The organism is Bacillus sp. D7-8 (assembly GCF_052055895.1).
Lineage (GTDB): Bacteria > Bacillota > Bacilli > Bacillales > Bacillaceae > Bacillus > Bacillus velezensis.
In genome coordinates, this window is sequence record NZ_CP179922.1 from 3,633,788 (window position 1) to 3,659,418 (window position 25,631).

The following is a 25,631-nucleotide window of genomic DNA, read 5'->3' on the forward strand; positions in this document are numbered from 1 at the left end:
TAGCGGGTCTAGCAACCCTATGACTCTATGATAGACGCGTCCGGGCGAATTGTTTGTCACAATATGAGTGAAAAAACAAACTAGTTTTCAGAAGTTTTGTTGAAAGCTGATGGAAATGACCTGAAAAATGGAAAAGCCGATAAAAAAAGTTATACACACCTTATCCCTTGGTTAAGCACAGCTTAAACACAGGGTATATCCACATATCCACAAACTCGATCTATATTTTGTATAGGAACACTCGTTCCCAACAATATATATACACAAATTTATTCAGTTATACACAGGATTCTGTGTATAACTCCCTCCTTATTCACAGACCAATTTCCATAAATGAGTCATATGTCACAAGGATTATTTTGAATTTTCAAGAAATATATACTAGATTTCTAATTTAGATAAAGAAAAAGGGGGAAACACGATTGAAAAAAGGAATCATCCGTTATCTGCTTCCGGCTTTTGTCTTATCCTTTACCTTATCCACAAGTTCACAGGCTGCGCCGGCTTCAAAACCGCAAACTCCTGATCTTGAGAAGGCTGAGGTGTTCGGTGACATTGATATGACCACCGGCAAACAAACGACAGTCATCGTGGAGCTGAAGGAAAAGTCACTGGCGGAAGCAAAGGAACTCGGCAAAGCACAGACAAAAAGCAAGCTGAAAAGCGAACGCGCAAAAGTGAAAAAGAAAGCGCTCAAAACCATTAAACACGGAAAAATCAACAGGGAATATGAGCAAGTGTTTTCCGGCTTCTCCATGAAACTCCCGGCAAATGAAATCCCCAAACTGCTGAGTGATCAGGATGTCAAAGCGGTTTATCCGAATGTCACCTATCATACCGATCAGCTCAAAGATAAAGACATCACCCTATCTAAGGATGCCGTGTCTCCGCAGATGGATGACAGCGCGCCTTATATAGGGGCAAATGACGCGTGGAAGCTCGGCTATACGGGTAAAGGCGTCAAGGTTGCCATTATTGACACCGGTGTCGAATATAAACACCCTGACTTAAAGAAAAATTTCGGACAATATAAAGGATACGATTTTGTGGATAACGATTACGATCCTGAAGAAACGCCGTCCGGTGATCCGAGAGGCGCGTCGACTGACCACGGAACCCATGTCGCGGGCACGGTAGCGGCAAACGGAACGATCAAAGGCGTCGCGCCGGATGCTACACTCCTTGCCTACCGTGTGCTCGGTCCGGGCGGAAGCGGAACAACGGAGAACGTCATCGCCGGCATCGAACGCGCCGTACAGGACGGAGCGGATGTCATGAACCTTTCTCTCGGCAATTCTGTGAATAACCCAGACTGGGCGACAAGCACGGCGCTTGACTGGGCGATGTCAGAAGGCGTCACGGCCGTTACATCAAACGGAAACAGCGGACCGAACAATTGGACCGTCGGTTCTCCGGGAACGTCCAGAGAAGCCATCTCCGTCGGAGCGACACAGCTGCCGCTGAACGAGTACGCCGTCTCCTTCGGTTCCTATTCCTCAGCGAAAGTAATGGGCTACAACAAAGAAGATGACATAAAAGCACTGAATAAAAAAGAAACAGACCTCATAGAGGCGGGTATCGGCGAGCAAAAGGATTTTGAAGGCAAAGATCTGAAAGGAAAAGTCGCGGTCGTCAAACGGGGCAGCATCGCCTTTGTGGATAAAGCAGACAACGCCAAAAAAGCGGGCGCGATCGGTATGGTTGTGTATAACAATGCCCCGGGAGAAATTGAAGCCAACGTACCGGGCTTGTCCGTACCGACGATTAAGCTTTCATCAGAAGACGGCGAAAAACTCGTCAGCCAATTAAAAGCAGGCGGCACAAAAGCGACTTTCAATTTATCCGTGGCTAAATCGCTCACTGAACAAATGGCAGACTTTTCGTCACGCGGTCCGGTTATGGACACGTGGATGATTAAACCTGACGTCTCCGCTCCCGGCGTAAACATCGTCAGCACCATTCCGACCCATGATCCGGCCGACCCGTACGGCTACGGATCGAAGCAGGGAACGAGCATGGCTTCCCCGCATGTAGCCGGCGCAGCTGCCGTCATCAAGCAGGCCAAACCGAAATGGAGCCCGGAACAAATAAAAGCCGCTCTCATGAACACCGCGGAAACCTTAACGGACGCGGACGGTGACGTATACCCGCATAATGCGCAAGGCGCCGGAAGCATCAGAATCATGAAGGCGATCAAAGCAGACTCCCTTGTCGCCCCGGGAAGTTATTCTTACGGAACGTTTATGAAAGACAAAGGCAATGAAACGAAAAAAGAAACCTTTACGATTGAAAATCAATCGTCCATCAGAAAATCATATCAGCTCGAGTACTCTTTCAACGGCACGGGCATTACCGTTTCGGGCACAGACCGGGTCGTGATCCCCGCTCATCAAACCGGAAAGGTCAATGCGAAAGTAAAGGTCAATGCCAAAAAAGTAAAGGCAGGCACCTATGAGGGAACCGTCACAGTGCGAGAAGGCGGAAAAACAGTCGCAAAAGTGCCGACGCTGCTGATTGTAAAAGAGCCGGACTATCCGCGCGTGACGTCAATCGACGTGCAGGACGGCACAACGCAGGGAACCTACCAAATTGAAACCTATCTTCCGGCGGGAGCCGAAGAGCTTGCCTTCCTTGTATATGACAGCAATCTTGACTTTGTCGGCCAAGCCGGCATCTACAAAAAGCAGGATAAAGGCTATCAATATTTCGACTGGAACGGCAAAGTCAATGGTGACACCGCACTGCCGGCAGGAGAATATTATATGCTGGCCTATGCCGCGAACAAAGGGAAATCAAGCCAGGTGCTGACTGAAAAACCTTTTATCATTGAATAACCGAACAACCCTGCTGGAGCATCAGCAGGGTTTCTTTCTGATCATTCGGCAAAAGCTTCACGAAGCAGCCGGTATGACTGAAGTTTATCTTCAAAGTGATGAGTAATGGTCACAGCCATCACTTCTTCCGTTCCGTATGCTTTACTGAGAGCCAGAATCTGTTCTTTCACTTGTTTCTTCGTTCCGATGATCATTCGATTCCGATTATCGGCAATTCGTCTTTGTTCATACGGTGTGTACGTATTGCCGCGGACGGTTTCGTAAGACGGTACGCCGTGAAGCGGAATCCCCTGTTCACCCGCAAGCAGCGTATAATCCATGACGGCCGCGAGTTCCTCCGCTTTCTCCTCCGTGTCCGCGCACAGCAAAAACACCGCCACGGCTGTTTTTGGTTCTTTTCCTAATACAGAAGGTTTAAATCTGCGCTTATATTGTGCTGTCGTGCTTTCTCCGCCTTCTCCATTAATAAAGTGAGCAAACATATAGCCTGCTCCCATTTCTGCGCTCAGAAGCGCGCTTTCCCCCGAAGAACCGAGAAGCCAGACTTCCGGCGCCGTCTTAATAAGGGGTGATGCGGTCAGATTCGGAAAACGGTGATTGTCGTCGGCTGCATCATGCAAATACATCGCCAGCTCACGAAGCTGCTGCGGATATTGATCAGCGTTACGCTTCCCGCCGTCATTCAGCGCCCATGATGCGATCGGCATTCCGCCCGGCGCTCTCCCTAATCCGAGATCGATTCTGCCCGGCGTCAACCCTTCAAGCACGCGGAAATTCTCCGCCACCTTATATGCGCTGTAATGCGGAAGCATGACACCGCCCGAGCCTACACGAATCTCATTCGTTTTCGCCGCAATATGGCTGATCAGCACTTCAGGGCTTGAACCCGCCAACCGCTCTGAAAAATGATGCTCTGACACCCAAAACCTCTTATATCCGAGCTTTTCCGCCTCCTGCGCCAGTCTTACTGTATTCCGCAGAGCACTTTCCGCGGACCTCCCTTCTGATACAGGAGATTGATCTAATATGCTTAATGAAATCATCACTGTCACCTCATCAACATCGTACCACTGCTAAGCCGTTTTTTCTTTCTGTATGCTTATAAGCATCCCTGATGATAAACATTTATATACCTTGTTCCATTTTGTCGAAATATGTTACACGTGAAACATAAAAACCTCTCCCGGTGGGACTGACCCCATAAGATGAGACAAATAAAAACACCTTCAAGTTTGAATACGGATGATTGTTATCCGAAATTAGACTTGGAGGTGTTTTTTCTATGGGGACAAGAGTGAGTTATCCGGTTGAAGTGAAACAGAAGGCTGTAGAAATGAGATTGGCAGGCGTACCTATGAAAGAGATCCTGCAGGAGTTGAATATTAAGAATAAGACACAGGTTCAGACATGGGTTAGATGGTATAAGGCTGGTGATACACATCGATTCGAACAGCCTGTTGGAAAGCAATACACTTACGGAAAAGGTCCGGAGTATTCTTCCGATTTAGAGAAACTGCAGGCAGAGATTCGTTACCTGAGACAACAGAATGAAGTTTTAAAAAAGTACAACGAATTGGAAAGGAAGTTGATAGCGAAACGTCAGTCGAACTTGTAGAAATATTGCACAGCACAATGACCGTACAGGATATCTGTATTCATTTAGGTATCTCTCGAGCGTCTTATTATCGTTGGAAGAAGAATCTGATGAAGGATCATCCCAAGCGCCATTTGGAAAAACAAATCGGCACGTTGTGCCGAGAGCACAAGTATCGATATGGATATCGAAAAATCACAGCCATACTAAAAAAGAGAATGTGTATTAACCATAAAACGGTTCAACGTATTATGCAGAAGAATCAATGGCAGTGTCGGGTTAAGGTGAAAAAGCGCAAGAAGGATGGGCAGCCATATGCCGTGGTCGATAATATATTGGATCGGAACTTTCAGTCTGATCGTCCTCTTGAAAAACTAGTAACGGACATCACATATTTGCCTTATGGACAGAAACAATTGTACCTTTCCAGTATATTAGATTTATACAATGGAGAAGTGATTGCTTTTACTATTGGGGATAAGCAGGACACAGCCTTTGTCTTAGACACACTTGATCAGCTACCAATGCTGCCTGAGAACTGCGTGTTACATAGTGACCAAGGTTCTGTGTATACATCTTACGAGTATCAAAAAGCTGTTAAAACAAAAGGCATTACCATGAGCATGTCCCGCAAAGGGACGCCCGCTGATAATGCCTCCATCGAATCGTTTCATTCCTCGCTAAAGTCTGAAACGTTCTATCTTAACAGCATTGATCGAACTACGACTGCCATCGTAGAACGCACTGTCATAGAATACGAATATTATTATAACAATATTCGTATTCAAACCAAACTAAACAACCAATCACCGATAAACTATCGGCAATTGGCTGTTTAAAAGGTGTTTTGACCCCTGTCTCAAAAACGGGGGTCAGTCCCCGGTCAGGAGAGGTTTTTTCTTAATTCTTTTGAAAACCTTTATCTTTTACATATTGATTTAAATAGGTTCTCGGTTTTTGTTTCATGAACTGCAGGATTTGATCAGACCACGTTTCAACCCGCTTGCCGTTTGTCCGTTTATCATAATAAGCGGAAATGGTTTCATCATATTCCTTCATATAACTGCGGAAGTGTTCTTCATTCGTATCGTACGTGTTTTCATGATATACGGCTTGTTTCGGCAGGCGCGGCTTTTGACCGGACGGATGAGCGGGATGACCGACTACCAAGCCGAACAGCGGCAGCACATGGTCAGGCGTTCCAAGCACTTCCGTCACCTGATCAAGTTCATTTCGAATGCCTCCGATATAACAAATGCCAAGTCCCATTGATTCCGCGGCAACACTTACGTTTTGTGCGGCAAGTGCGGCATCAATGACGCTGACCATAAACATTTCCGTATTCTCAAGAAGCTCGGTAATGTTTTCGCCTTTTTCCTCAGCAAGTTTTTTATGGCGGTACAAATCAGCGCAAAATACAAACAAGTGCCCGTTATTCTCGACGTAAGGCTGGTTTCCGGCCAGTGCCGCCAGCTTCCGCTTTTTCTCCTTATCAGTTACGCCGATGATGGAGTAAGCCTGCACGTAACTGGACGTTGACGCCGCCTGGGCGCTTTTCACTAATGTATCTATCTCTTCTGCTGTCAGAAGCTCGTCAGTAAATGATCGGATCGACCGATGATTAAGTATGGTTTCGATGGTATTGTTCATATAAAAGCCTCCTTCTCTCTATATCATATCCGAAAGGGAATCATGTCAAAAGCGAAATGCTCTAAACAAAAAAAGACAGCCCGAAAAACGAGCCGTCTCACATTAAGAATTGAACAGGTAGCTTTTATATTTCGTCAGCTGCACACTTGCGTTATATACGATCCCGAAGCTGATTAATGTAGAAAGCACCGAGCTCCCCCCATAGCTGACAAACAGCAGCGGAATACCGGTAACCGGCATAATGCCGATATTCATCCCGATGTTCTGGAAGGTGTGAATCACGATAAGTGCAGTAAATCCTACGCAAAAAAACGCGCCAAATCGGTTAAACGCATGCAAGCGGTCAATCAGCACCACAAGTCTGTAAATTAAAAAGAAAAACATGACAACCGCAATGGCGCAGCCTAAAAATCCAAAACTTTCACCCAAAATCGCAAAGATAAAGTCGGTCTGTCCCTCAGGTACGTACACCTTCAGATTATGAACGCCGTTTCCGGTAATGCCGCCCGATCCGATCGCCATAACGGCCTGATCCACCTGCCAGCTTTTATCGCTCTCTGCCTGAGTCGTTGCCGCACTGGAGTCAGACATCCACGATGTAATCCGGTTAATTTGATAATCCGCAATGCCGATTGAATTCGCCACATGGGGAAATTCAATCACCAGCACTAAGAAAAGGCCAAGCACAAGTGCTGCCGAACCGCCGATGATGGTGATCAGCTTCCAGTTTACACCCGACATAAACACCATCACCATAACGATAAACAGACAGATCGCACCCGTTCCGGCATCCTGCAAAACGATCATCCCGATCGGAATAACCGTCCATGCCGCAATTTTCAAAAGCAGATTCACATCTTCCCTAAGTGACCTTTGATCCTTCGGGCCCGCCTTCGATATAATGGACGCGACCATCATCATAATTCCTATTTTCGTGAACTCAGAGGGCTGGAGGGTAAAGCTGCCGATTTTAAACCAGCTCTTCGCTCCGTTTTTAATCGGCGCGATGGATTCCGGCGCCACACGTAAAAGGAGCAGCGACAGCACGCCGGCAATTAACACGTACAGACTCAGTTTTTCAAGCTGCTCTAAATCAAAATACATGATACTGACCATGAGACCGGCTCCGATGACATAAAAGACGATCTGTCTCATCCAGGCATCACTTCCGTACTGCCCGAACTGTCCGGCCGCATAAATCGCCGCAACACTAATTATTAAAAACACACCAAATATAAAAATCAAATCCCCCTGATAATAGGGATTTTGCTGTTTCTTATATCGACTCATTCTATCCCGCCTTACATTTTCATCGGAAGTCACTATTGTTTATTATACATGAACACCGTTCAAGAAAACATGATGAGGTTGCTTCCTTTTTATTTTTTACGGTTTGGGGACTACACGACATATGACGTGTCAGAAAAGGAAATGTTTCGGTCATGATGAAACTTTTCCGATAAAAAACCCCTTCTCGTCAGAAAAGGGGTTTCAGCCTATGTTTAACGTCATAAACAAGCTGTTCGGGTCCTCTTTATAATGTGCAAACGGATCACAATATTGAAACCCGGCTTTTTCATACAGGCGTCTGGCGGGGAGAAAAGCCTCCATAGAACCGGTTTCTAAGCTGATCCGCTGATAGCCCCGCTGCCTTGCTTCTTCAAGCATATGGCGGAGGATCCGGTTGGCAACGCCTTTTCTGACATGATGCGGAGAGGTTTTCATTGATTTGATCTCACCGTGCCGGCTGTTTAGCTCCTTTAAGGCACCGCAGCCGAGCAGGATGCCGTTTTCCCTCGCACTCCAAAACGTAACGTCAGGCTGACGCAGCCGGTCCGCATTGAGCGCATGTATACTTTCCGGAGGAGAATGCATGGTCATGCTCTTCAGATGATCCTGTAAAAGCACAATGACGTCCTGCGCTGTGACATCTTCTTTCCTTACGTCCACTTCAAACCACCCTTGCTGTGCATATTTTCTTTGACCATAGCAAAGGTTCACAGCCTGCGCCATTCCATTGTCCGGAAATGTGACAGGGTATTTGGCCTTTCCGGTTTCTTGTACCTATCCAAAAATGAGGCAATAGTTGCAATACATTTCTCAAAAAAGCGGTATCAAAAATTGGAAAACATGGTATAATAATTGTAACAAAATGTTCAAAAAACGACCACAAAACAGACACATTTTAATCTCTGTATTTCATTTTGGAAACGCTCCCATAAAATGAAAGGAGACACGTAAGATGGACATGTTTTTTGCTTATTTACTGGTCGCAAGCGCAACACCCCTCTTTATCTGGCTGGATAACAAAAAAGTCGCTCTTTCGGCCATACCGCCAATTATTCTCATGTGGGTTTTCTTCTACTTTTACGCAACCAGCAGCCTATCCCCTCTCGGCCACACACTTATGATCATCCTGTTTGCCGTCAACGTCATCGTTGCCCATATCGCCGCCTTTATCATTTACGGCCTTCCGCGCCTGCGCCGGAGAAGAAGCCAATAAAGGCACAAAAAACCCTCTTCGCATAAACGAAGAGGGTTTCTTTTTATTCCTGATGTTCGGAATGATGCTTCGCACCGCCAGGAGGGTTTCCATCCATATGGTCACCGTGATGGTAGTGCGCCGCAAAGATCCAGATGGAACCAAGGATGATAACAATCGCTCCGAAAAATCCGAAGAGCGTGTTTCCGACTTGAATTCCGCCGTTTTCGCTTTCTGTCATGTGCATGAACATGAGAAGCTGAAGACCGGCTTGGATAAATGCGAAGCCGAAAATGATCCAGAGTTTTGCTGATGGGCTTAATTCCGTATATACTGCAACCCAAAGGGCCAGCAGGGTCAGAATAATAGACAACGCAAAACCTACGATATGCTTCCACGGAAAGTGGCTGTGTTCAGCAGATTTGTTTGCCATATTATAGTCCCCCCAATCCGATGAGATAGACGCCTGTAAAGATGAAGATCCAAACAACGTCTAAGAAGTGCCAGTATAAACTTGAGATAAAGATTTTTGAAGACGTCTGCGGCGTTAATCCGCGTTTCTTCAATTGCAGTAAGATGCCGGCAATCCAGAAGATACCGATCGTTACGTGCGTTCCGTGCGTTCCCAGAAGGACGAAGAATCCAGACCAGAAAGCACTTGTACCGAGAGATGCTCCTTCATGTACATAGTGGATGAACTCGTTAAGCTCACATCCGACGAAGCCGGCGCCGAGAAGAAGCGTAATGATCGTCCAAATGACGACGCCTTTTAAACTTCCGCGACGCATTTCATGAACAGCGATCCCGCAGGTGAAACTGCTGATCAGAAGCAGGAATGTCATGATCATGACAAGCTTCACTTCAAATAATTCAGCCGGTAAGACTCCTCCTGCTGTTCTTCTTTGAAGAACGAAGAAGGTTGCAAATAGTGTTGAGAACAACACAATCTCTGCCCCTAAAAAGATCCAAAACCCGAGAATATTGAGTCTGCCGGTTTCAGATTGATATTCCATAGGCGCGTTAGAATTGCCGTGTTCTGCATGTTCCATAAATCACGCCTCCTTTATTCGGAAATCTTTCTTTCCGTCTCTTTTATTTCTTCAACAGGTATATAGTAGCCATTGTCATATTCAAATGAACGAAGCACCATGCAAAGCAGAATGCCGATCAAGCCGACAATGCCCATCCAGAACCATTCAAATACAAGTCCGAAGCCTGCAATACCGAACGCCACTGACATAATAAGCGGTCTTCCGGAGTTGTGCGGCATATGGATTTTCTTGAACTTGCTTTCCGGATGAATATCCGTTTTGTCTTCTTTCAATTGCAGGTACGCATCTTGAGATTTCACTTCAGGAAGCACCGCAAAGTTGTAATGCGGCGGAATCGCAGATGAAGTCGCCCACTCAAGCGTACGTCCCACGCCCCATGAATCTCCGCTGATCTCGCGAGTAGAGTAGCGGAAGCTGTAGTAGATGTTGTAGCAAAGGATTAAGAATCCGACACCCATCATGAAGGCTCCGACAGTTGAAATAAAGTTTAATGCAGTCCATCCGTCATTCGGTCCGTAAGTGTAAATACGGCGAGGCATACCTTGCAGCCCCAAGAAGTATTGAGGGAAGAAACATACATTAAATCCGATCATAAAGATCCAGAAGAACCATTTTCCGATTCTTTCGTTCAGCTTGTGACCGAACATTTTCGGATACCAGAAAATAAATCCTGCGAAACATGCAAATACTGTACCCGCGATCAGCACATAGTGGAAGTGAGATACGAGGAAGTACGTATTATGGTATTGATAATCGGCTGCAGCCATCGCAAGCATAACCCCTGTTACCCCGCCGACAACGAAGTTCGGGATGAACGCAAGCGCCCACAGCATCGGTGTTGTAAAACTGATTCGGCCTTTATACATCGTAAAGAGCCAGTTAAAGATTTTAACCCCGGTCGGAACCGAAATCGCCATCGTTGTTATCGAGAAGAAAGAGTTAACAGACGCACTGTTCCCCATTGTGAAGAAGTGGTGAGTCCATACAAGGAAACTCAGGACGGAAATGGCGATAATTGAGCCGACCATCGCTTTGTAACCGAATAACTGCTTTCTTGCAAACGCTGAAATAATTTCAGAGAAAATACCGAATGCCGGTAAGATAACGATATATACTTCAGGGTGTCCCCAAATCCAGAACAAGTTAGCCCAAAGCATCGGCATACCGCCGGCTTCCAGCGTGAAAAAGTGAGCGCCGAACAAACGGTCAAATGATAACAGCGCCAATGCCACTGTCAAAACAGGGAAGGCGAATACGATAATAACCATTGTAATCAGCGTCGTCCATGTGAACATCGGCATACGCATCAGCGTCATGCCTTTCGTACGCATTTTCAGGATCGTCACCATAAAGTTGATACCCGTCATCAGCGTACCGATACCGGCAATCTGAAGACCGAGCAGGTAGAAGTTCTCACCAGGCCCGGGACTCATGTCGTTGCTTGCCAGCGGCATGTAACTCGTCCAGCCTGCGTTCGGAGAACCTCCGATAACGAAAGAAATATTGAAAAGCATCGCACCTACGAAGAACGTCCAGAAACTCAGGTTGTTCAAGTAAGGGAATGCTACGTCGCGCGCACCGATCTGCAAAGGTACGACAACGTTGATCAGACCGATTAAAAACGGCATCGCCATGAAGATAATCATGATCGTACCGTGAGTCGTAAAGATCTCATTATAGTGGTTTGAGTCTAAAAAACTGTTATTAGGAAGCGCTAACTGGGCGCGCATCATCAAGCCGTCGACCCCGCCGCGGAACAGCATGATAACAGCAGAGATAATGTACATGATTCCAAGTTTCTTATGGTCTACAGACGTCAGCCATTCAGACCAGAGCCATTTCCACTTTTTGAAGTATGTGAGTACAACGATGATAGCGATAGTGGAAAGCGCAATGGAAACTTGTGCGCCCAGAATTAATGGGTCACCTGTTACAAAAAATTCATCCCATCTCAATTTCATTCGGGCTTCCTCCTTTCTTGTTCAATTTCAATCTTGTTTATCGTCGGATACTTTAAATTCGTTTTTCTTTACATTTTCCCACGGATCTGTTTTAGAGTGCGGTGATACGGCTTTGTAGCCAAGGCGTTTGCGCGCCTCCATCGCATATTCGGCATCTTGGCCGTGGTCAACGTATTTTAAGTGTGTAGAAGAGAACGTTAATTTACCGACATTCTCCGGAAGCATCAGTTCGTCATACTTCTCTTTCGTCAGCTTTGGAGAATCGCTTTGGGCTTTTTTCACCCAGCTGTTAAAGTCTTTTTGCGTAACAGCTTTTACGTTGAATTTCTGGTCGGCAAAGTGTTCGCCGGTGAAGTTCGCGTTGCGGCCTTCATATGTTCCCACTTTGTCAGCCTGTAAGTATTGATCCATCAGCATTCCCGCCATCGCGTATTTTTGTCCCCCAAGCTGAGGAATCCATAGCGATGCCATTGAATCGGCTGAAGAAATTTTAAATAAAACCGGACGGTCTACAGGAATGTTCAGGTAGTTAACCGTCTCAATATCCTGCTCTGGGTAGCTGAATACCCATTTCCAGTCTACCGAAGTAGCATAAACAACAAGAGGCTCTTTATCCTTTGTCGCTTCAGGCGCTTTTTCTAACGAATATATCGTCTGTACGGTAGGCACAGAAAGTGCAATAACAATTAAAATTGGGATCACTGTCCAGACTACTTCTAAGAACGTGTTGCCGTGCATCTCGGGCTTGTAATTTCCGCTGTCTTTGCCTTTGCGGTCGCGGTACTTCACTAAAATGATTGTAAATAGTACGAAAACGACGCCGACAATGAACAGCATAAATCCGATTGACAAGAGAATCAGATCTTTCTGCTGGTCTGCTACAGGTCCTTTCGGATCTAAAACGGAAATGTCGCTGCATCCGCCCAGTACGAAAACAACAGCCAACATCGCTAATAAAAGTAACGGTTTAAATGCTCTGAACAAGAAGATCACCATCCTTCCTATTGATGTAGTGAATCTGAAATGTACTTTCTCAAAATCTTTTCTCTATCTACCTTGTTATGCTATCAAAATCTGCCCTTATTAGCTTTATTTTTTTCTAAAGTTCATCTTTTTTTCGACCTAATGTCACAAAATCGTCAAAAAATGCATGAACTTTTTCCACTTGCGCAAACCAAACATAAAAAGTTTTAGATCATTTAGCATATATAGAGAAAAAAGATAGTGAGAACGAATAATACCAAATAAAGGTTTACCATAATAAAAAACGCTGGTCAACAAAAAGTTTCATTTTGTTAAACATTCTACAAAAGAAATATTTTTTCCTTTGCTCACACCTTTTCACACGGTTTCCATTTTAACGCAACGCATTGTGAAAAAAAAGACCGGAACGCGCCTTGATATGTTCATTATAAAAAACACATTCATATGTTTAATATGGACAAAACGAAGGAAACATATAGGCATAAATAATAAAAAATAGGAAGTGATATTTATGGGTTTTATCGTATCTCTGATTGTCGCTATTATTATCGGCTGGATCGGAAGTTTATTTGTAAAAGGCAGTATGCCCGGGGGAATCATCGGGTCAATGATCGCCGGTCTGATCGGCGCATGGATCGGGCACGGACTGCTCGGCACATGGGGTCCTCACCTTGCCGGCTTTGCCATCATTCCGGCAATCATCGGAGCTGCGATCGTGGTGTTCTTATTCAGCCTGATCGCCAGAAGCAGAGGATAAAAAAAAGCCTCGTCCCTTATGGGATGGGGCTTTTTTCCGGTAGAGCGCCCAAATGGCGGATAAACCGCCGGAAAGCCGCTCTGCCTTCTTCTGTTTGTTTAAAGACGCCGGCATGCTCCAGTATCCGCGCAAAGGCATGGCCGATTTCCTCTTTCAGAATCTGTTCCGCGTTTTCTTTCGTTACCTTCCGCTTATGCAGCACACTGAGCGCCCAATCTTTATGCTTTGACGCAGAAAGGTCTGCCGTTAAGACCGCTTCCGGGTCCGGTGAGCACAGCGCTTCAGCCGTGTATTTCATTTCTTGTTCAAGGCGGCCCGGCAGAATCGCAAGCCCCATTACCTCAATCAGTCCGATATTTTCTTTTTTCAGGTGATGAACTTCCTGATGGGGATGAAAAATTCCCAGCGGATGCTCATCAGAGGCGCGGTTATTTCTGAGGACGAGATCTAATTCGAATAAACCGTTTCTCCGCCGGGCAATCGGCGTAATTGTATTGTGCGGTGTTTCTCCTGAACACGCGAGGAGATCAGCCGCCTCATCGGAATAACCGCGCCATGCCCGCAGGATGGCATCCGCCGCGCCGGAAAGCTCAGACGCACTCTCGCTTTGCAGGCGGATGACCGACATCGGCCACTTCACAATTCCCAACACCGTTTTCGGATAGTCAGGCAGCCTGTACCGGCTTTCTGTCTCCGCCCGCGCCATCGGGAATTCATAATTGCCCCCCTGAAAATGGTCGTGGCTTAAAATACTGCCGCCGACAATCGGCAGATCAGCATTGGAACCGAGAAAATAATGAGGATACTGGCTGACGAACGACAGCAGCCGGTCAAACGTTTTTTTACTGATCTTCATCGGTTCGTGCCGGTCTTTCAAAACGATGCAATGCTCCCGGTAATACACATACGGAGAAAATTGCAGAAACCACTGCTCATCGCCGAGAATTACCGGAATGACACGAAGGTTTTGACGCGCCGGGTGATCCGGTCTCCCCTCGTACCCGACATTTTCTTTACAAAGAACACATCTCGGATAATCGGATTGAGGCTGCTCTTTGGCAGCGGCAATTGCTTTCGGATCTTTTTCCGGTTTTGAAAGGTTGATCGTGATGTCCAGCTTTCCGTAAGCCGTCTCAGCCGTCCACCCGACATTCCGCTTTATTCTGTCCGAACGGATATAATACACATCCTCTGAAAATCGGTAAAACGCCTTTGTCGCCTGCTCCGGTCCGTGCACCGCCTTTGTTTCTTCAAAACGACGGACAATCTCGGACGGCTGCGGGGCAAAGCAGCCCATGATCTTCGCGCTCAGCAGGTCGCGATAGGTGTCTGTATCGGCTGCAATCCGGCCCGTTTCTGCCGCCCATTCATAAATCGGGGCCAATAAGTCCGACAATGATGCCGCCGATACATTTTCTTTCTGTTCTGAAACCTCCGGATGGGTGATATGCAAAGCTTCATACAAACGGTTTCTCGTATATTCAATATCAAGATAGGAAATCAGCTCTTTTTGCAATCCGTACCGGATTAAACGTTCCACGTGCCGCTCAATTGCCATCGTCATCCCCCTTTAGTTCTCTCGCTCCGGCTCCGACATCCGCCGTGTAAAAGTCAGCTTTTCTCCCTGTCTTTTCCTCATAGCGGGCCCCTGCCGTTTCAATAAAATCCGAAACCGCATCGTCCTTAACGATACTGACCGTACAGCCGCCGAAACCGGCTCCCGTCATCCTTGATCCGATCACCCCGCCGTGGCGCCAGGCCGCTTCAGCCAGTGTATCCAGCTCATGACTCGTCACCTCGTAGTCATCGCGTAAAGAGAGATGCGAATCCCTCATTAATTCACCGATATGATGAAGCTGATTGTTACTGAACATGTCGGCGGCCTCTATTGTGCGGTGATTTTCATAGACGGCGTGTTTCGCCCGGCGTCTGTTCACTTCATTCTGAATCAGCTCCGCATGGGCGTCAAAAGCGGAAGGGGTCAGCTCTCCCAGTGATTGAACGGAAAGATGCTTCTGAAGATCACAAAGCGCTTCCCCGCACTCCTTGAGCCTCGTATTATAACCTGAGTCTGCAAGCGTTCGTTTTTTATTGGTATTTGCAATAACGATCGACAGCCCCGACAGTCCGAGTTTTGTATATTCAAAGCTGAGCGTCCCGCAATTCAGCAGAATCGCATGATGTTTCTTTCCCATTCCGATGGCGAATTGATCCATTATTCCGCAGCTGACGCCGATAAAGGAATTTTCCGCCGTCTGAGCGAGCTTCACCAAGTCGAGCATATCCGCCTCAAGCTCATGGCATTCCTTGAGAATGACCGCCGTAACAAGTTCAATCGAAGCCGAAGATGACAGCCCCGCGCCGTTCGGGATGTTTCCCCAGAACACAATATCGAAGCCGTGCGGAAGGGAAAAACCGCTGCCGAGACATTCCGCCATGACCCCTTTCGGATAGTTGGCCCACCCGTCCTCTTTTTGATAGCGGATATTATCGAGACTGCATTCCTTTATGCCCGCATCTTTAAAATGATGAGAGTACATTCTGACGAGCCTGTCCCCTCTCTCCCGGACGGCTGCATATGTACCGATCGTCAGCGCGCAAGGAAAGACGTGGCCCCCGTTATAATCCGTATGCTCTCCGATGAGATTCACTCTGCCGGGCGCAAAGAAAATGCGCAGGTCCTCCGATTCCCCGAATACATCAGCAAACGCTTTCTTTATTTTGTGCTTCATACGCATCCCCTTTCACCATTACACTTTCCCCCGGGGCGCGGAAAGAAACCGTTATGACACGCCCTCTTCTTTCGCTTTTCTGAAGACAATCCACTTGCTGGCCGCATAGTTGACGACTACGATAATGACGTTATCGGCGATTTTCGCCAACGTTTCGTTCATATGAAATTGACTGACCAGAAGAATCATCATGGCGAGATCGATGGTGAGAGACAATACCCGCACGCTGAAAAAGGCCGTCAATTCTTTCATCAGACTCCGCATCCCCGCGGTCTTTTGCTGAAATACATACAGTTTATTCGTGACATATGCAAATAGAACGGACAGAATCCAAGCAGCGACGGTCGCCGCCTTGTAATCCATCTCAAAGGCCGACGTCAGAAAGTAAAAACTGGCGATATTCACGATGGTCGTGAATATCCCCATAATGATATACATCATAATTTCTCTGTAGCGCATGGCAGTTCCTCGCTTTCTGAAAGACTTTTCTAAACCTTTTGTCAAATCAAGAAGAACGTTACCCTGATTTTCTGCCGCTGACAAAAACATAGAGCGCGTCAAACATGCTGCGGAAAGTAACCGGCCTTCCCAGCACATTGGATTGCTTAATCATCCCGTCGATGAGCGCGCACATCATGTTAGCGGTATGCTCAGTATCTATATGGTCTTCTATTAAATTTCTCGATTTGAGCCAATTTATGTACATGGTGCTTTCTTCTATCCATAACTTATAAAGACGGATATAAGCTTCATATTCACTGACGACTTTGTAAGTAGGCATATGAACGGCAAAAGACACAACATTCCAGGCAGGCTTGCTGTTTACAAACCGCATCAGCAGGCTGGCCGCGCTTGCCGCAGCTTCACAAAGCGTCAACGGCCGCGCTGTTTGCTTTTCTAATTCGTCGAGATAGCCAGTGATGATCCTTTTTTTAATCTGACGCCTGTCTAATAAATGCTTCAGAAAATCTTCCTTGCTTTCAAAATGAACGTAAAACGCGCCTTTGCTGAAACCCGCCGCTTTACTGATGTCATCGATTGAGACTGAATCGTAAGCTCTTTCAATCAGGAGATGAAGGCCTGCGTCAATAAAACTTTCAAATGTTTCTTCTCTCTTAATTTGAAATTTGTTTTTTTTCATTTTTTACCCCAGCTGTTTGATCATTCACTTTATCTTACACCGAATCATTCTTTTGCGGTATTTTTTATGCAAAAAGAATATGCTAGTCGACGCTTTGAGGGTAAATGTTAATAGGTCATATGATTTATTTTTATTTGCATACTATCCAGTCAGTATTTATTTGTTTATTATTATACGTAAGAATTCTTGAAGGATTTTGGTTATTTCAGTCATTTTCTTAGGGAATAGGTAGGTGAATTCATCTTCAATTTGGGATTACCGGCCAACTATGTGTGATATTTGTTATACATTGGCTGCTGTAGCTGGGCAAATCAATTTTTCAATTGGAGGTTCTTATGAAAACTCATGTAATGAAAGATATAGATCAAGATTGGCAATTGTTAATTCAAGAGGCTAGAATCATGGGTTTGCACATTGACGATGTGAGGCGCTTCTTAAATACTGAAAAAGCGGTGAAGAAAAAAACACCAATGAAAAACACCATCCGCCAGCGGTAAGATTACAGGCGGATCCTTTTACTATATGACCTGCCATAGTCCGCCCGCACCCGAGTTTTCAAAGGAACATCCGCAATAAGAGGGGAATCAGAGAACAAACCGTATACCGGACAACCATTCCCGTCCGTATTCCGCAATTGAACAGCCAAACATGGTGATATGAGATCCCCCCGCTGCATATCTTGTGTATATGCCCATTTATGAGGTGATACACAGATGGATACGAATCCCTATTATGATGAAAAACAACAGAACTACTACGAAGGCCTGAATCCTTATTTATTGAACAAAATAGACGAAAACTGGCGGACAGTGCTTGATGTCGGCTGCGGCACAGGCAATTTAGGAGCGGCGATCGAAGACCGCGGAATAACGGTTTACGGCATTGAAGCGTATCCCGAAGCCGCAAAAAAGGCGGAAAGCAAATTGAGCCACGTGCTTTGCGGCGACATTGAATCCGCCATTCTTCCGTACGAATCAGAACAATTCGACTGCATGCTGTTCGGAGACGTTCTTGAGCATCTGATCGATCCGTGGTCCGTGCTGAAAAAGCTTCGTCCTTATGTAAAAAAAGACGGCACGGTGCTTGCATGCATACCGAATGTCGGCCACATCTCAGTGGTGCTGGAGCTTTTAGCCGGCAAATGGACTTACAGTGACGCCGGATTAATGGATCAGACCCACCTGCGTTTTTTTACCCGTGAAGAGACGCTTTCATTATTTAAAGCCGCCGGTTATGAGGTGAAACGCATTGAGGCGATCCGCGTTGATCACCCCTCTTATCACAAAGCCATCGCAGCATTGCACGAAGTATGCGTACAGCTTGGCATAAGGCATGACTTTATGACAGAAGCATCGGCGTATCAATATGTGATTGAGGCCGAGAGGAGCATGTAATGGATTCACATTCATTTCTGTTTGTCGTCTGTGTGAATGACGAGCCGCTCTACTCCCGGTGCAAGAGCCATATCATGCAGCTTACCGTCCCCCCATCATACTCCGTTGATATCATGCCGATATACGATTCAGCAAGCATGGCCTCGTCCTACAACAAAGCGCTGAGACACCCCTCCAAATATAAAATTTATCTGCATCAGGATACCTTTATCATTCATCAGCATTTCCTTCATGACATGCTTCATATCTTTCAATCTCATCAGGAGCTCGGCCTTCTCGGTGTCGCCGGCTGCAAAACCCTGCCGCCGAACGGTATTTGGTGGGAAAGCGGAGAGCGGATGGGAAAAGTGATTGAATACCGGGGGAATGCTTATCACCCGCTGGACTTTGAGCACGGCGATGAAGACGGCCTGTTTACGCCCGCTGCCGCCATTGACGGCTTGTTAATGGCGGCTCAATATGACGTGGAGTGGCGGGAGGATTTGTTTCGCGGCTTTCATTTTTACGACACATCACAGTCGCTTGAATTTCAAAAACACGGCTATCAAGTCGGCGTCGCCTGCCAGAAAGACCCTTGGTGCCTTCATTTTTGCGGCGACTCATTTGACGCCGCGGCATATGAAGCGGACAGACAAACATTTGTCAAACACTATATGGCAAAGCCCTCTCGCTGATCGAGAGGGCTTTTTTCGGGTTAACGTTTATTCAGTTCCCGCTCAATGATTTGTTCAAAGGTTTCCTTTCCCGCCGCGCCAGGGATTCTCTCATCTCCGATGATAAACGTCGGCACTGCCGTAATGCCGGCTTCCTCATAAGCATGGCGGAGCGCTTCCCGCTGTACGTGTCTGTACGCTCTTGTCTCAAGCGCCTCTTTGAAGGCAGCGCCGTCAAGTCCGGCTTCTTCCGCAAGCTTTGTCAGCACGCCAACGTCACCGATATTTTGCTCTTCCTGAAAGAATGCCTGAAAAACGCGTGTATGGTATTCGCTTCCTTTCCCATGTTCCTTTGCGAAATGAAAGCCTTCAAATGCCAAATCCGTGTAAGGATGCGGTGACACGCGGGGGAACGTGATTTCAACGCCTAAAGACTGCGCCATCGGCTCAATGGAGTTTTTCCACATCTGCCGCTTGGCGGGATCATTCACCGGATCAAGTTTCGGCGAGGGGCTCGGACGCAATTCAAACGGCATCCATTCCACCTGTACGTCCTTGTCCTTGATTGCTTCTTCAAACGCCGCTTTGCCGACAAAGCAAAACGGACATACATAATCAGAATATACTTTAATCTGCAGTGTCATTGTAAGTCTCCTTTCCTTTTCATTTTAAGTTGTAACACATATAGTTACAAGTGTTTTTTTAAAAACACCCTCCTTATGGAAGGTGTCACGATTCCAGCAGCCTTTGGGCGATATATTCTCCTTTTTTACAGCCGCCGGGACAGGCGAATAAGGAAGAGCCGATCGTTTGTGTGTATTCATTCAACGCATCCTTTGCCGCCAAAGCCTTCAGCATCGGGACAAATTGGCGGTCCGGGTCTTTTTGAAAGCAGATAAACAGCAGGCCTGCGTCAACATAGCCCGTTTTTGGATCAATTCCGTCCGTATAGGAAAAAGCCCGGCGCAGAATCTGTCTGCCGGTTGATTTTGCCACGCTGACATGCGAGTCGGCGGGAATTTGATTCAGCTTCACGGGATCGGTTTCCTTTTGTTGTCCGAAAGGCGCGCCTGAGCTTTTCACCCGCCCGAACGTGTCCTCTTGTTCCTTCAAGGATGAACGATCCCATATATCTAAAAACATCTTAATTTTCCTAAACGCCATGTACGTGCCGCCCGTCATCCAGTCCGGCTCTCCTGATTGAACCCAAACGATCGAATTCATCAGGTTTTCATCCTTTGTGCTTTGGTTGCCGGTGCCGTCTTTGAATCCGAAGAGGTTGCGCGGCGTTTCCCCGTTTTTCCCGCCGCTTAAGAAACCTTTATTGAGAAAACGGACTTCGCACACGCCTGCTGCCTGTTTCATCAGGTTGCGCACCGCGTGAAACGCCGTTTGTTCATTATCCGCGCAGACTTGTATGACGATATCACCGCCGCCTTGATTCTTATCGAGCTTGTCGTTAGGCATCGGCGGAATATCGGCGAGGTGCTTCGGTTTTTTATCTTTCAGTCCGAATCGGTCCTTCCCGTCTTTCTCGAAAAACCCGGGGCCGAAGCCGAAGGTAACGGTCAAATTCGCCGGGGCCAGATCTTGCGACTCCCCGGTATCCTGCGGAGGCATATATTTATTTTTCTGTTCGCCCGACGGGACGGCGCCTGAAGTCAGCAGCTGCGTCAGGCTTGTCCATTGTTTGAAAAGGGAGATGACATCGGCTTTGTCGCTTGACATGACATCAAGCGCTGCAAAATACACATACGTCTGATGTGCCGTTGTGATTCCCGCTTGGTGCTTTCCGTAAAAAGGAACGATTTGATCACGATCACGTTTTTCATCATTCTTCTTTGAAGCGGTGGCCGCCGGTTTGAAGAGCGGCGCGAGTCCTCCGAGGCCGCTCGCTCCGACAGCGACGGCGGCGCCCGCGACGGCGCCCCACTTCAGGACATCCCGTCTGTGGATCTGTTTTTCCTTGTTTTGTTCATCGCTCATGCTGTGTCTTAACTCCTTTTAAAGCACATCGGCAATCTTCGACATGGTTTCAGAAAGGGCCGTCAGCTTCGTGCTTATCTCTCTGATTTGATCTGTACTTAATGTATCACAAGACATATACGATTGATCGCACGTTTTGTATTTCGACATCAAAACTTCAAATTCGCTGAATTCCGCATCAAGTTTTTCCGTGACCTCGAAATGATCTCTCACTGCGCGCTTTTCACTGTTTCATAGAGGGCTTTTAAGCCTTCGGCGCCGGCGGTGATTGGTTCAGGCATCACTTTGAGCGAAGCGATAGAGCCGTCAAACACTTCGGTCGATATTGCAAGCTGATTGCCCTGTTCTTGACATACGGCTTATATTCTCCAAGTCCGTCACTGCCTTTTTGCGCACACAGAAAAAGGGCCGCCCTATCGGGACAGCCCTGCTTTGGAGCGCCGAATTTCCTCTGAAAACTTCCGCGCCGCCGCTTTTGGATCTTCGGCTTGGCTGATGGCGCTGATCATGCTGACGCCGTCTGCACCCGCTTCAATGACGGGCGCCGCGTTGTCAGCCGTAATGCCGCCGATTCCTACAATCGGAATGGTGATGCCCTGACGCCGCACCTCTTCAATCAATGTAACGCCCTGCACGGCTTCAGCATCTTTTTTTGTTTCGGTCGGATAGACCGGGCCCATTCCGACGTAATCGGCTCCGGCGGCTTCCGCCCGCTTCACCTCGGAGACGTTATGTGCTGACACACCGAGAATCATATCGCCGATTGCCGCTCTCGTTTCTTCGGCGTCTGCGTCATCCTGCCCGATATGCACTCCGTCCGCCTCAAGGCGCAAGGCCAATTCGACATCATCATTAATGATGAAAGGAATCCCGGCCTGCCTGCAGACATCCTGCACCCGCTTCGCGAACAGGAGACGTTCCTCCCCTGTTAAAGAACCGCTCCCCTTTTCCCGAAATTGAAAAAGCGTAGCGCCGCCCTCAATGGCTTTTTCCACCACAGAAACGGGGTCTGCGCTTGTATTGTTTGATCCCATAATAAAATAAACCGATAACATATCCTTCATCATTTCCCGAGAAATACGCGTCATTTTTCTATCACCCTTTCAATTGCGGCAAGCTCGGCCGCTTCTTGTTCTGAGATGCTTGCCAGCTTGTTTAAAAGCTCAATCTGGAAGCTGCCCGGCCCCTTATGGGAGGTGTCCAGAGCGGCAAGCTGAGCGGCGCTTCCGTATACAGAAACGGCTGAAACGGCCGCTTGCAGAACGTCCTGCCCCGCTGCGCAGAAGGCTCCGATTACAGACGTCAGCAGGCATCCCGCCCCCGTCACCTTCGTCAGCAGTTTATCACCGTTATGTACGGCATATGTGTCGGCGCCGTCGGAGATGACGTCGGTTTTTCCGGTAATCGCAATGACCGTCTTCAGCCCGCTTGCAGCCGTCTTAGCGAGCTGAACCACATCTCCTCCGGCTTCCCCCGCATCCACGCCTTTTATCTTCCAATCAGGGGCGCCGGCTATATTGGCGATTTCCGCGGCATTTCCGCGAATGGCGGACAAGCGGACCTCCTGTATGATCTTGCTGGCTGATGCCGTCCGAAACGGCGTGGCGCCTGCGCCTACCGGATCAAAAATGACCGGAACACCGTTTTCATTGGCCGATTTTCCGGCTGCGATCATAGCTTCAACCGACGCCGAACTGAGGGTGCCTATATTCAGGACGAGCGCTCCTGCGATTTTCGCCATGTCGGCTGCCTCCTCAATTGCATAAGCCATAACGGGCGATGCGCCGAGCGCAAGCAGTCCGTTAGCGGTGAAGTTCGTGACGACATTATTGGTGATACTGTGAACGAGCGGGTTTTGATCCCGCACTTTACTCAAGTGTTGAGCTGCGGTTTGTGCGTCCATGCTTAATCATCCTTTTTTCTCTTTTTCGGATTCCATAAATACGATTTCGTATGCTCCAGCCAGGCTCTGGCGGCAAAGGACATATAGCGGTCTTTCCGCCAAATGATGGCTAAATGCCACGGAATGACCGGATGAACGAGCGGAATGGTTCTGACTTTGTCAGGATCAAGACCGCGGCAGATTCTTTCCGGCAAGAGGCCGATACCGAGATTGGCGGATACCATTTCGCTGATAAAGTCCCACTGTGACGTTTCATAAATGACGTGCGGCCTGAATCCGGCTTTCACGCATTCCGTCATAATTCGATTATGAAGGACAAAATCCTCCCTGAAAAATATGAACGGCTCTTCTTTCAATTCGTGAAGACTGCATTCTTTCTCGTCAGCGAGCCGATGTGACGGATGGACGACGAGCATAAGGGTTTCCTTGACGATTGTGAACGTATGAAAAATCTCTTCATTTGCGGGAAGCACGACGACCCCGATATCAAGCGAGCCGTCCTCCACCCCTTGCTGCACTTTAATAGAGCCGTCCTCAACAAGCTGAAACGTCACATCGGGATATGTGACGCGGAAGTCACCGAGCACTCTCGGGAAAAAGCCGGACCCGATCATCGGCGGAAGACCGATGCGGACGTGCCCTTTCTTCACTTCCATAATATCGTTCAGCTCTGACGTCAGGTTTTGGAATGACTTTGTGATTTCCTGCGCCTGCACATACATGCTCTGCCCGGCGTCAGTCAGTTCAACTTGCCGGCCATTGCGGTAAAACAGCTTAATGCCGAGCTCCGTCTCCAGGTTTTTAATCATTTTTGAGATTGTCGGCTGTGAAACATACAGCGACTGCGAAGCCTTCGTAAAGCTTTTCAAACGGGCCACTTCCAAAAAATACGTTAAGTGCCGGATATCCATTACATTTCATCCTTTCTATAGACAAAAGGAATACACATTATTCTTTATATGTATTTTACCTATAGCAAAACCTTCTGTACAATATAAATATAAGGGAGGCATCATTATGAAAAAATTGCTGCTTACCGTTATTCAAATCGCTCTGCTGTTTATATTTGCGCGTCTGATCAATTGGGTCACGGCGGCTCTTCATATAAATATTCCCGGCAGTATAATCGGGATTGTGATTCTTTTCACATTATTGCATTTCAAGATTATCAAACTTGAATGGATTGAGCTTGGCGCAGCATGGCTCCTCGGTGAGCTGCTGCTGTTTTTCATCCCGTCTGCCGTCGGAGTGATTGAATACGGAGATATTATGTCTAAATTCGGCGTAAGCATTTTACTTGTCGTCGTCATCAGCACATTTGTCGTGATGGTTTCAACAGGTACGCTTACACAGCTGATAGCAAAAAGAAAGGAGAAAAAACAAACGTGTTCATCGGAATCATAAGTTTATTCTTAACTGTCTTAGTATATTTGGGCGCGAAAAAACTCTACATTCGTTTTCCGCGGGTGTATACGTCGCCGCTTCTGATTACGCCCGCTGTTTTGGTCGTACTGCTGCTTCTTGTCAATGTCCCGTATCAGACATACAATCTCGGCGGCGGACTGCTGACCGATATGCTTCAGCCGGCAACAGTGGCGTTCGCCATCCCGCTTTATAAATATTTCCCGATTTTAAAGAAATACGCCGTGGAAATTATTTTGAACGTAGCGGTCGGTTCATGTATCGCCATTCTGTCAACGGCCTTTATCGCGAAATGGTTCCATCTCGGCAGCAGCTTAGTCGACAGTCTCGTGCCGCGATCCGTGACGACGCCGATTGCCATGAACGTTTCAGAAATGATCGGCGGGATGCCGGCCGTTACAGCGGTTTTCGTCATTTTAACGGCTTTATTGGGAACGATCATCGGGCCGATGGTCATCCGCTATTTCCGCATTGATAACGAAATTGCCCGGGGCGTGCTGCTCGGAACTAGCGCGCACGGAGCGGGAACATCTAAAGCATTTGAGCTCAGCTCCGTATCAGGAACGATCTCAAGCGTGTCCATGATTCTCGCCGCAATTATGACGCTGTGCGCGGCCCCGATTTTGCTTTCGTTTATGTCATAAAAGACTGCTCCTTACAGAGCGGTCTTTTTTTATTTGCCACGCAGATGGATTTGTCTGTCCTTCATAAAAAGACGAAAACACGATATGATAAGATATGAAGTGAAAAGACTGAAGAACGGATGTGTCATATGAACGGCCAGCAGCGAAGCAGCATCAGAAAAGGACTTGAAGTCGATATCGTCCTGAAAGCCGATCAGCGTTCAGGAAAGCTGACAAGAGGAATCGTGAAGGATATTTTGACGAACTCAAGCTTCCACCCGCGCGGCATTAAGGTCCGCCTTGAAGACGGACGAATCGGCCGGGTCCAGCACATTATTGAATAGAAAAAAGCCGGAGCTTCACGCCCGGCTTTTTTTCTTTAATTTCAGCAATGAAATCCTCATATGTTCTCCCTTTATATACAAAAAATCTTTAACCAACTATTGACTCTTACGTTGCGTAA

The 25,631-nt window shown here is 47.3% G+C and carries 27 protein-coding genes and 1 pseudogene; 10 read left to right on the forward strand and 18 right to left on the reverse strand.

Going from position 1 to position 25,631, the window contains the following annotated elements:
• Window positions 1-422: 422 nt before the first annotated feature.
• Entirely contained in the window at window positions 423-2,834 is a 2,412-nt protein-coding gene (locus ACKTRM_RS17985) for a S8 family peptidase (RefSeq protein WP_012118739.1), read from the forward strand.
• A gap of 41 nt (window positions 2,835-2,875) precedes the next feature.
• Here the strand turns inward: ACKTRM_RS17985 and ACKTRM_RS17990 are convergent, their stop codons facing one another.
• On the reverse strand, window positions 2,876-3,877 hold the full coding sequence (locus ACKTRM_RS17990) for an LLM class flavin-dependent oxidoreductase (protein WP_012118740.1): 1,002 nt from the start codon (window positions 3,875-3,877) through the stop codon (window positions 2,876-2,878).
• A gap of 239 nt (window positions 3,878-4,116) precedes the next feature.
• On the opposite strand from ACKTRM_RS17990, the gene ACKTRM_RS17995 reads away from it, so the two are divergent.
• Window positions 4,117-5,267, forward strand: a protein-coding gene (locus ACKTRM_RS17995; RefSeq protein WP_123912818.1) for an IS3 family transposase whose coding sequence is annotated in 2 segments (ribosomal slippage) — window positions 4,117-4,390 and window positions 4,390-5,267 — 1,152 coding nt in all. Because the reading frame shifts where the segments join, the coding sequence is not laid out codon by codon here.
• A gap of 61 nt (window positions 5,268-5,328) precedes the next feature.
• Here ACKTRM_RS17995 and nfsA read toward each other — a convergent pair.
• The 3 genes from nfsA to ACKTRM_RS18010 form a co-directional block, all read right to left on the reverse strand.
• Complete coding sequence (gene nfsA / locus ACKTRM_RS18000) at window positions 5,329-6,078, reverse strand: oxygen-insensitive NADPH nitroreductase (RefSeq protein WP_007407708.1); 750 nt, start codon at window positions 6,076-6,078, stop codon at window positions 5,329-5,331.
• A gap of 102 nt (window positions 6,079-6,180) precedes the next feature.
• The gene (locus ACKTRM_RS18005; protein WP_007614568.1) at window positions 6,181-7,368 is read right to left on the reverse strand and encodes an FtsW/RodA/SpoVE family cell cycle protein; all 1,188 of its coding nucleotides are present in this window, start codon (window positions 7,366-7,368) and stop codon (window positions 6,181-6,183) included.
• Window positions 7,369-7,569: 201 nt separating this feature from the next.
• Entirely contained in the window at window positions 7,570-8,028 is a 459-nt protein-coding gene (locus tag ACKTRM_RS18010) for a GNAT family N-acetyltransferase (protein ID WP_012118742.1), read from the reverse strand.
• A gap of 292 nt (window positions 8,029-8,320) precedes the next feature.
• Here ACKTRM_RS18010 and ywcE point away from each other — a divergent pair, with 292 nt between their 5' ends.
• A complete protein-coding gene (gene ywcE, locus ACKTRM_RS18015; RefSeq protein WP_003150937.1) occupies window positions 8,321-8,581 on the forward strand; it encodes a spore morphogenesis/germination protein YwcE in 261 nt (86 codons plus the stop codon).
• 43 nt (window positions 8,582-8,624) lie between these two features.
• On the opposite strand, the gene qoxD is transcribed toward ywcE, so the two are convergent.
• The 4 genes from qoxD to qoxA are packed head-to-tail and all read right to left on the reverse strand — an operon-like array spanning window position 8,625 to window position 12,566.
• The gene (gene qoxD, locus ACKTRM_RS18020) at window positions 8,625-8,993 is read right to left on the reverse strand and encodes a cytochrome aa3 quinol oxidase subunit IV (RefSeq protein WP_007407711.1); all 369 of its coding nucleotides are present in this window, start codon (window positions 8,991-8,993) and stop codon (window positions 8,625-8,627) included.
• Window position 8,994: 1 nt separating this feature from the next.
• Window positions 8,995-9,609, reverse strand: a complete 615-nt coding sequence (gene qoxC / locus ACKTRM_RS18025; protein WP_003150930.1) for a cytochrome aa3 quinol oxidase subunit III — start codon at window positions 9,607-9,609, stop codon at window positions 8,995-8,997.
• Between the two features lie 14 nt (window positions 9,610-9,623).
• The gene (gene qoxB / locus ACKTRM_RS18030) at window positions 9,624-11,573 is read right to left on the reverse strand and encodes a cytochrome aa3 quinol oxidase subunit I (protein ID WP_012118743.1); all 1,950 of its coding nucleotides are present in this window, start codon (window positions 11,571-11,573) and stop codon (window positions 9,624-9,626) included.
• A 27-nt stretch (window positions 11,574-11,600) separates the two neighbouring features.
• Window positions 11,601-12,566, reverse strand: coding sequence for a cytochrome aa3 quinol oxidase subunit II (qoxA, locus tag ACKTRM_RS18035; RefSeq protein ID WP_012118744.1), 966 nt, complete (start codon window positions 12,564-12,566; stop codon window positions 11,601-11,603).
• 502 nt (window positions 12,567-13,068) lie between these two features.
• Here qoxA and ACKTRM_RS18040 point away from each other — a divergent pair.
• Window positions 13,069-13,314, forward strand: coding sequence for a GlsB/YeaQ/YmgE family stress response membrane protein (locus ACKTRM_RS18040; protein ID WP_003150926.1), 246 nt, complete (start codon window positions 13,069-13,071; stop codon window positions 13,312-13,314).
• A 16-nt stretch (window positions 13,315-13,330) separates the two neighbouring features.
• Here the strand turns inward: ACKTRM_RS18040 and galT are convergent, their stop codons facing one another.
• The 4 genes from galT to ACKTRM_RS18060 all read right to left on the reverse strand — a co-directional run bounded on the left by galT (window position 13,331) and on the right by ACKTRM_RS18060 (window position 17,187).
• Window positions 13,331-14,872 carry a UDP-glucose--hexose-1-phosphate uridylyltransferase gene (galT, locus tag ACKTRM_RS18045; RefSeq protein WP_012118745.1) on the reverse strand — a complete coding sequence of 514 codons (1,542 nt, stop codon included), beginning with the start codon at window positions 14,870-14,872 and terminating at the stop codon, window positions 13,331-13,333.
• Window positions 14,862-16,046, reverse strand: a complete 1,185-nt coding sequence (locus ACKTRM_RS18050) for a galactokinase (RefSeq protein ID WP_007407714.1) — start codon at window positions 16,044-16,046, stop codon at window positions 14,862-14,864. The genes galT and ACKTRM_RS18050 overlap by 11 nt, the downstream gene beginning before the upstream one ends.
• A 51-nt stretch (window positions 16,047-16,097) precedes the next feature.
• A complete protein-coding gene (locus ACKTRM_RS18055; RefSeq protein ID WP_041482275.1) occupies window positions 16,098-16,484 on the reverse strand; it encodes a GtrA family protein in 387 nt (128 codons plus the stop codon).
• 79 nt (window positions 16,485-16,563) lie between these two features.
• Window positions 16,564-17,187: a TetR/AcrR family transcriptional regulator gene (locus tag ACKTRM_RS18060; RefSeq protein ID WP_007614590.1), complete on the reverse strand. Its 624-nt coding sequence runs from the start codon at window positions 17,185-17,187 to the stop codon at window positions 16,564-16,566.
• A 335-nt stretch (window positions 17,188-17,522) separates the two neighbouring features.
• Between ACKTRM_RS18060 and ACKTRM_RS18065 the strand changes: the two genes are divergently transcribed.
• From ACKTRM_RS18065 to ACKTRM_RS18075, 3 genes are all read left to right on the forward strand, one after another.
• Window positions 17,523-17,684: an anti-repressor SinI family protein gene (locus ACKTRM_RS18065; protein ID WP_003150917.1), complete on the forward strand. Its 162-nt coding sequence runs from the start codon at window positions 17,523-17,525 to the stop codon at window positions 17,682-17,684.
• A 216-nt stretch (window positions 17,685-17,900) separates the two neighbouring features.
• On the forward strand, window positions 17,901-18,581 hold the full coding sequence (locus tag ACKTRM_RS18070; RefSeq protein ID WP_007407718.1) for a class I SAM-dependent methyltransferase: 681 nt from the start codon (window positions 17,901-17,903) through the stop codon (window positions 18,579-18,581).
• Window positions 18,581-19,255, forward strand: coding sequence for a glycosyltransferase family protein (locus tag ACKTRM_RS18075; protein WP_012118747.1), 675 nt, complete (start codon window positions 18,581-18,583; stop codon window positions 19,253-19,255). Before ACKTRM_RS18070 ends, ACKTRM_RS18075 begins: the two co-directional genes overlap by 1 nt.
• Window positions 19,256-19,275: 20 nt before the next feature.
• Here ACKTRM_RS18075 and ACKTRM_RS18080 read toward each other — a convergent pair whose 3' ends face one another.
• From ACKTRM_RS18080 to cidR, 6 genes and pseudogenes are all read right to left on the reverse strand, one after another.
• Window positions 19,276-19,878 (reverse strand): DsbA family oxidoreductase, encoded by a 603-nt coding sequence (locus tag ACKTRM_RS18080; RefSeq protein WP_012118748.1) that lies wholly within the window; start codon window positions 19,876-19,878, stop codon window positions 19,276-19,278.
• Window positions 19,879-19,963: 85 nt separating this feature from the next.
• Complete coding sequence (gene efeB / locus ACKTRM_RS18085) at window positions 19,964-21,220, reverse strand: iron uptake transporter deferrochelatase/peroxidase subunit (RefSeq protein WP_012118749.1); 1,257 nt, start codon at window positions 21,218-21,220, stop codon at window positions 19,964-19,966.
• Window positions 21,221-21,238: 18 nt separating this feature from the next.
• Window positions 21,239-21,558: pseudogene (locus ACKTRM_RS18090) on the reverse strand (Efem/EfeO family lipoprotein); the annotation flags it as partial.
• A 75-nt stretch (window positions 21,559-21,633) separates the two neighbouring features.
• On the reverse strand, window positions 21,634-22,308 hold the full coding sequence (gene thiE, locus ACKTRM_RS18095; protein WP_012118751.1) for a thiamine phosphate synthase: 675 nt from the start codon (window positions 22,306-22,308) through the stop codon (window positions 21,634-21,636).
• Window positions 22,305-23,123, reverse strand: a complete 819-nt coding sequence (thiM, locus tag ACKTRM_RS18100) for a hydroxyethylthiazole kinase (protein ID WP_012118752.1) — start codon at window positions 23,121-23,123, stop codon at window positions 22,305-22,307. Before thiM ends, thiE begins: the two co-directional genes overlap by 4 nt.
• 2 nt (window positions 23,124-23,125) lie before the next feature.
• Entirely contained in the window at window positions 23,126-24,034 is a 909-nt protein-coding gene (cidR, locus tag ACKTRM_RS18105; RefSeq protein WP_003150908.1) for a cidABC operon transcriptional activator CidR, read from the reverse strand.
• A gap of 106 nt (window positions 24,035-24,140) precedes the next feature.
• Between cidR and ACKTRM_RS18110 the strand changes: the two genes are divergently transcribed.
• The 3 genes from ACKTRM_RS18110 to ACKTRM_RS18120 all read left to right on the forward strand — a co-directional run bounded on the left by ACKTRM_RS18110 (window position 24,141) and on the right by ACKTRM_RS18120 (window position 25,512).
• Entirely contained in the window at window positions 24,141-24,527 is a 387-nt protein-coding gene (locus ACKTRM_RS18110) for a CidA/LrgA family holin-like protein (RefSeq protein WP_007407725.1), read from the forward strand.
• Window positions 24,509-25,189: a CidB/LrgB family autolysis modulator gene (locus tag ACKTRM_RS18115; RefSeq protein ID WP_012118753.1), complete on the forward strand. Its 681-nt coding sequence runs from the start codon at window positions 24,509-24,511 to the stop codon at window positions 25,187-25,189. Before ACKTRM_RS18110 ends, ACKTRM_RS18115 begins: the two co-directional genes overlap by 19 nt.
• A gap of 128 nt (window positions 25,190-25,317) precedes the next feature.
• Window positions 25,318-25,512, forward strand: coding sequence for a YwbE family protein (locus ACKTRM_RS18120; protein WP_003150901.1), 195 nt, complete (start codon window positions 25,318-25,320; stop codon window positions 25,510-25,512).
• Window positions 25,513-25,631: the final 119 nt, after the last annotated feature.

Bases quoted from the DNA above. Each gene is read 5' to 3' on its own strand.
- ACKTRM_RS17990 (WP_012118740.1), bottom strand. From the start codon at position 3,877: ATGATTTCATTAAGCATATTAGATCAATCTCCTGTATCAGAAGGGAGG.
- nfsA (WP_007407708.1), bottom strand. From the start codon at position 6,078: ATGAACAATACCATCGAAACCATACTTAATCATCGGTCGATCCGATCA.
- ACKTRM_RS18005 (WP_007614568.1), bottom strand. From the start codon at position 7,368: ATGAGTCGATATAAGAAACAGCAAAATCCCTATTATCAGGGGGATTTG.
- ywcE (WP_003150937.1), top strand. From the start codon at position 8,321: ATGGACATGTTTTTTGCTTATTTACTGGTCGCAAGCGCAACACCCCTC.
- qoxD (WP_007407711.1), bottom strand. From the start codon at position 8,993: ATGGCAAACAAATCTGCTGAACACAGCCACTTTCCGTGGAAGCATATC.
- qoxC (WP_003150930.1), bottom strand. From the start codon at position 9,609: ATGGAACATGCAGAACACGGCAATTCTAACGCGCCTATGGAATATCAA.
- qoxB (WP_012118743.1), bottom strand. From the start codon at position 11,573: ATGAAATTGAGATGGGATGAATTTTTTGTAACAGGTGACCCATTAATT.
- ACKTRM_RS18040 (WP_003150926.1), top strand. From the start codon at position 13,069: ATGGGTTTTATCGTATCTCTGATTGTCGCTATTATTATCGGCTGGATC.
- galT (WP_012118745.1), bottom strand. From the start codon at position 14,872: ATGGCAATTGAGCGGCACGTGGAACGTTTAATCCGGTACGGATTGCAA.
- ACKTRM_RS18050 (WP_007407714.1), bottom strand. From the start codon at position 16,046: ATGAAGCACAAAATAAAGAAAGCGTTTGCTGATGTATTCGGGGAATCG.
- ACKTRM_RS18055 (WP_041482275.1), bottom strand. From the start codon at position 16,484: ATGTATATCATTATGGGGATATTCACGACCATCGTGAATATCGCCAGT.
- ACKTRM_RS18060 (WP_007614590.1), bottom strand. From the start codon at position 17,187: ATGAAAAAAAACAAATTTCAAATTAAGAGAGAAGAAACATTTGAAAGT.
- ACKTRM_RS18065 (WP_003150917.1), top strand. From the start codon at position 17,523: ATGAAAACTCATGTAATGAAAGATATAGATCAAGATTGGCAATTGTTA.
- ACKTRM_RS18070 (WP_007407718.1), top strand. From the start codon at position 17,901: ATGGATACGAATCCCTATTATGATGAAAAACAACAGAACTACTACGAA.
- ACKTRM_RS18075 (WP_012118747.1), top strand. From the start codon at position 18,581: ATGGATTCACATTCATTTCTGTTTGTCGTCTGTGTGAATGACGAGCCG.
- ACKTRM_RS18080 (WP_012118748.1), bottom strand. From the start codon at position 19,878: ATGACACTGCAGATTAAAGTATATTCTGATTATGTATGTCCGTTTTGC.
- efeB (WP_012118749.1), bottom strand. From the start codon at position 21,220: ATGAGCGATGAACAAAACAAGGAAAAACAGATCCACAGACGGGATGTC.
- thiE (WP_012118751.1), bottom strand. From the start codon at position 22,308: ATGACGCGTATTTCTCGGGAAATGATGAAGGATATGTTATCGGTTTAT.
- thiM (WP_012118752.1), bottom strand. From the start codon at position 23,123: ATGGACGCACAAACCGCAGCTCAACACTTGAGTAAAGTGCGGGATCAA.
- cidR (WP_003150908.1), bottom strand. From the start codon at position 24,034: ATGGATATCCGGCACTTAACGTATTTTTTGGAAGTGGCCCGTTTGAAA.
- ACKTRM_RS18110 (WP_007407725.1), top strand. From the start codon at position 24,141: ATGAAAAAATTGCTGCTTACCGTTATTCAAATCGCTCTGCTGTTTATA.
- ACKTRM_RS18120 (WP_003150901.1), top strand. From the start codon at position 25,318: ATGAACGGCCAGCAGCGAAGCAGCATCAGAAAAGGACTTGAAGTCGAT.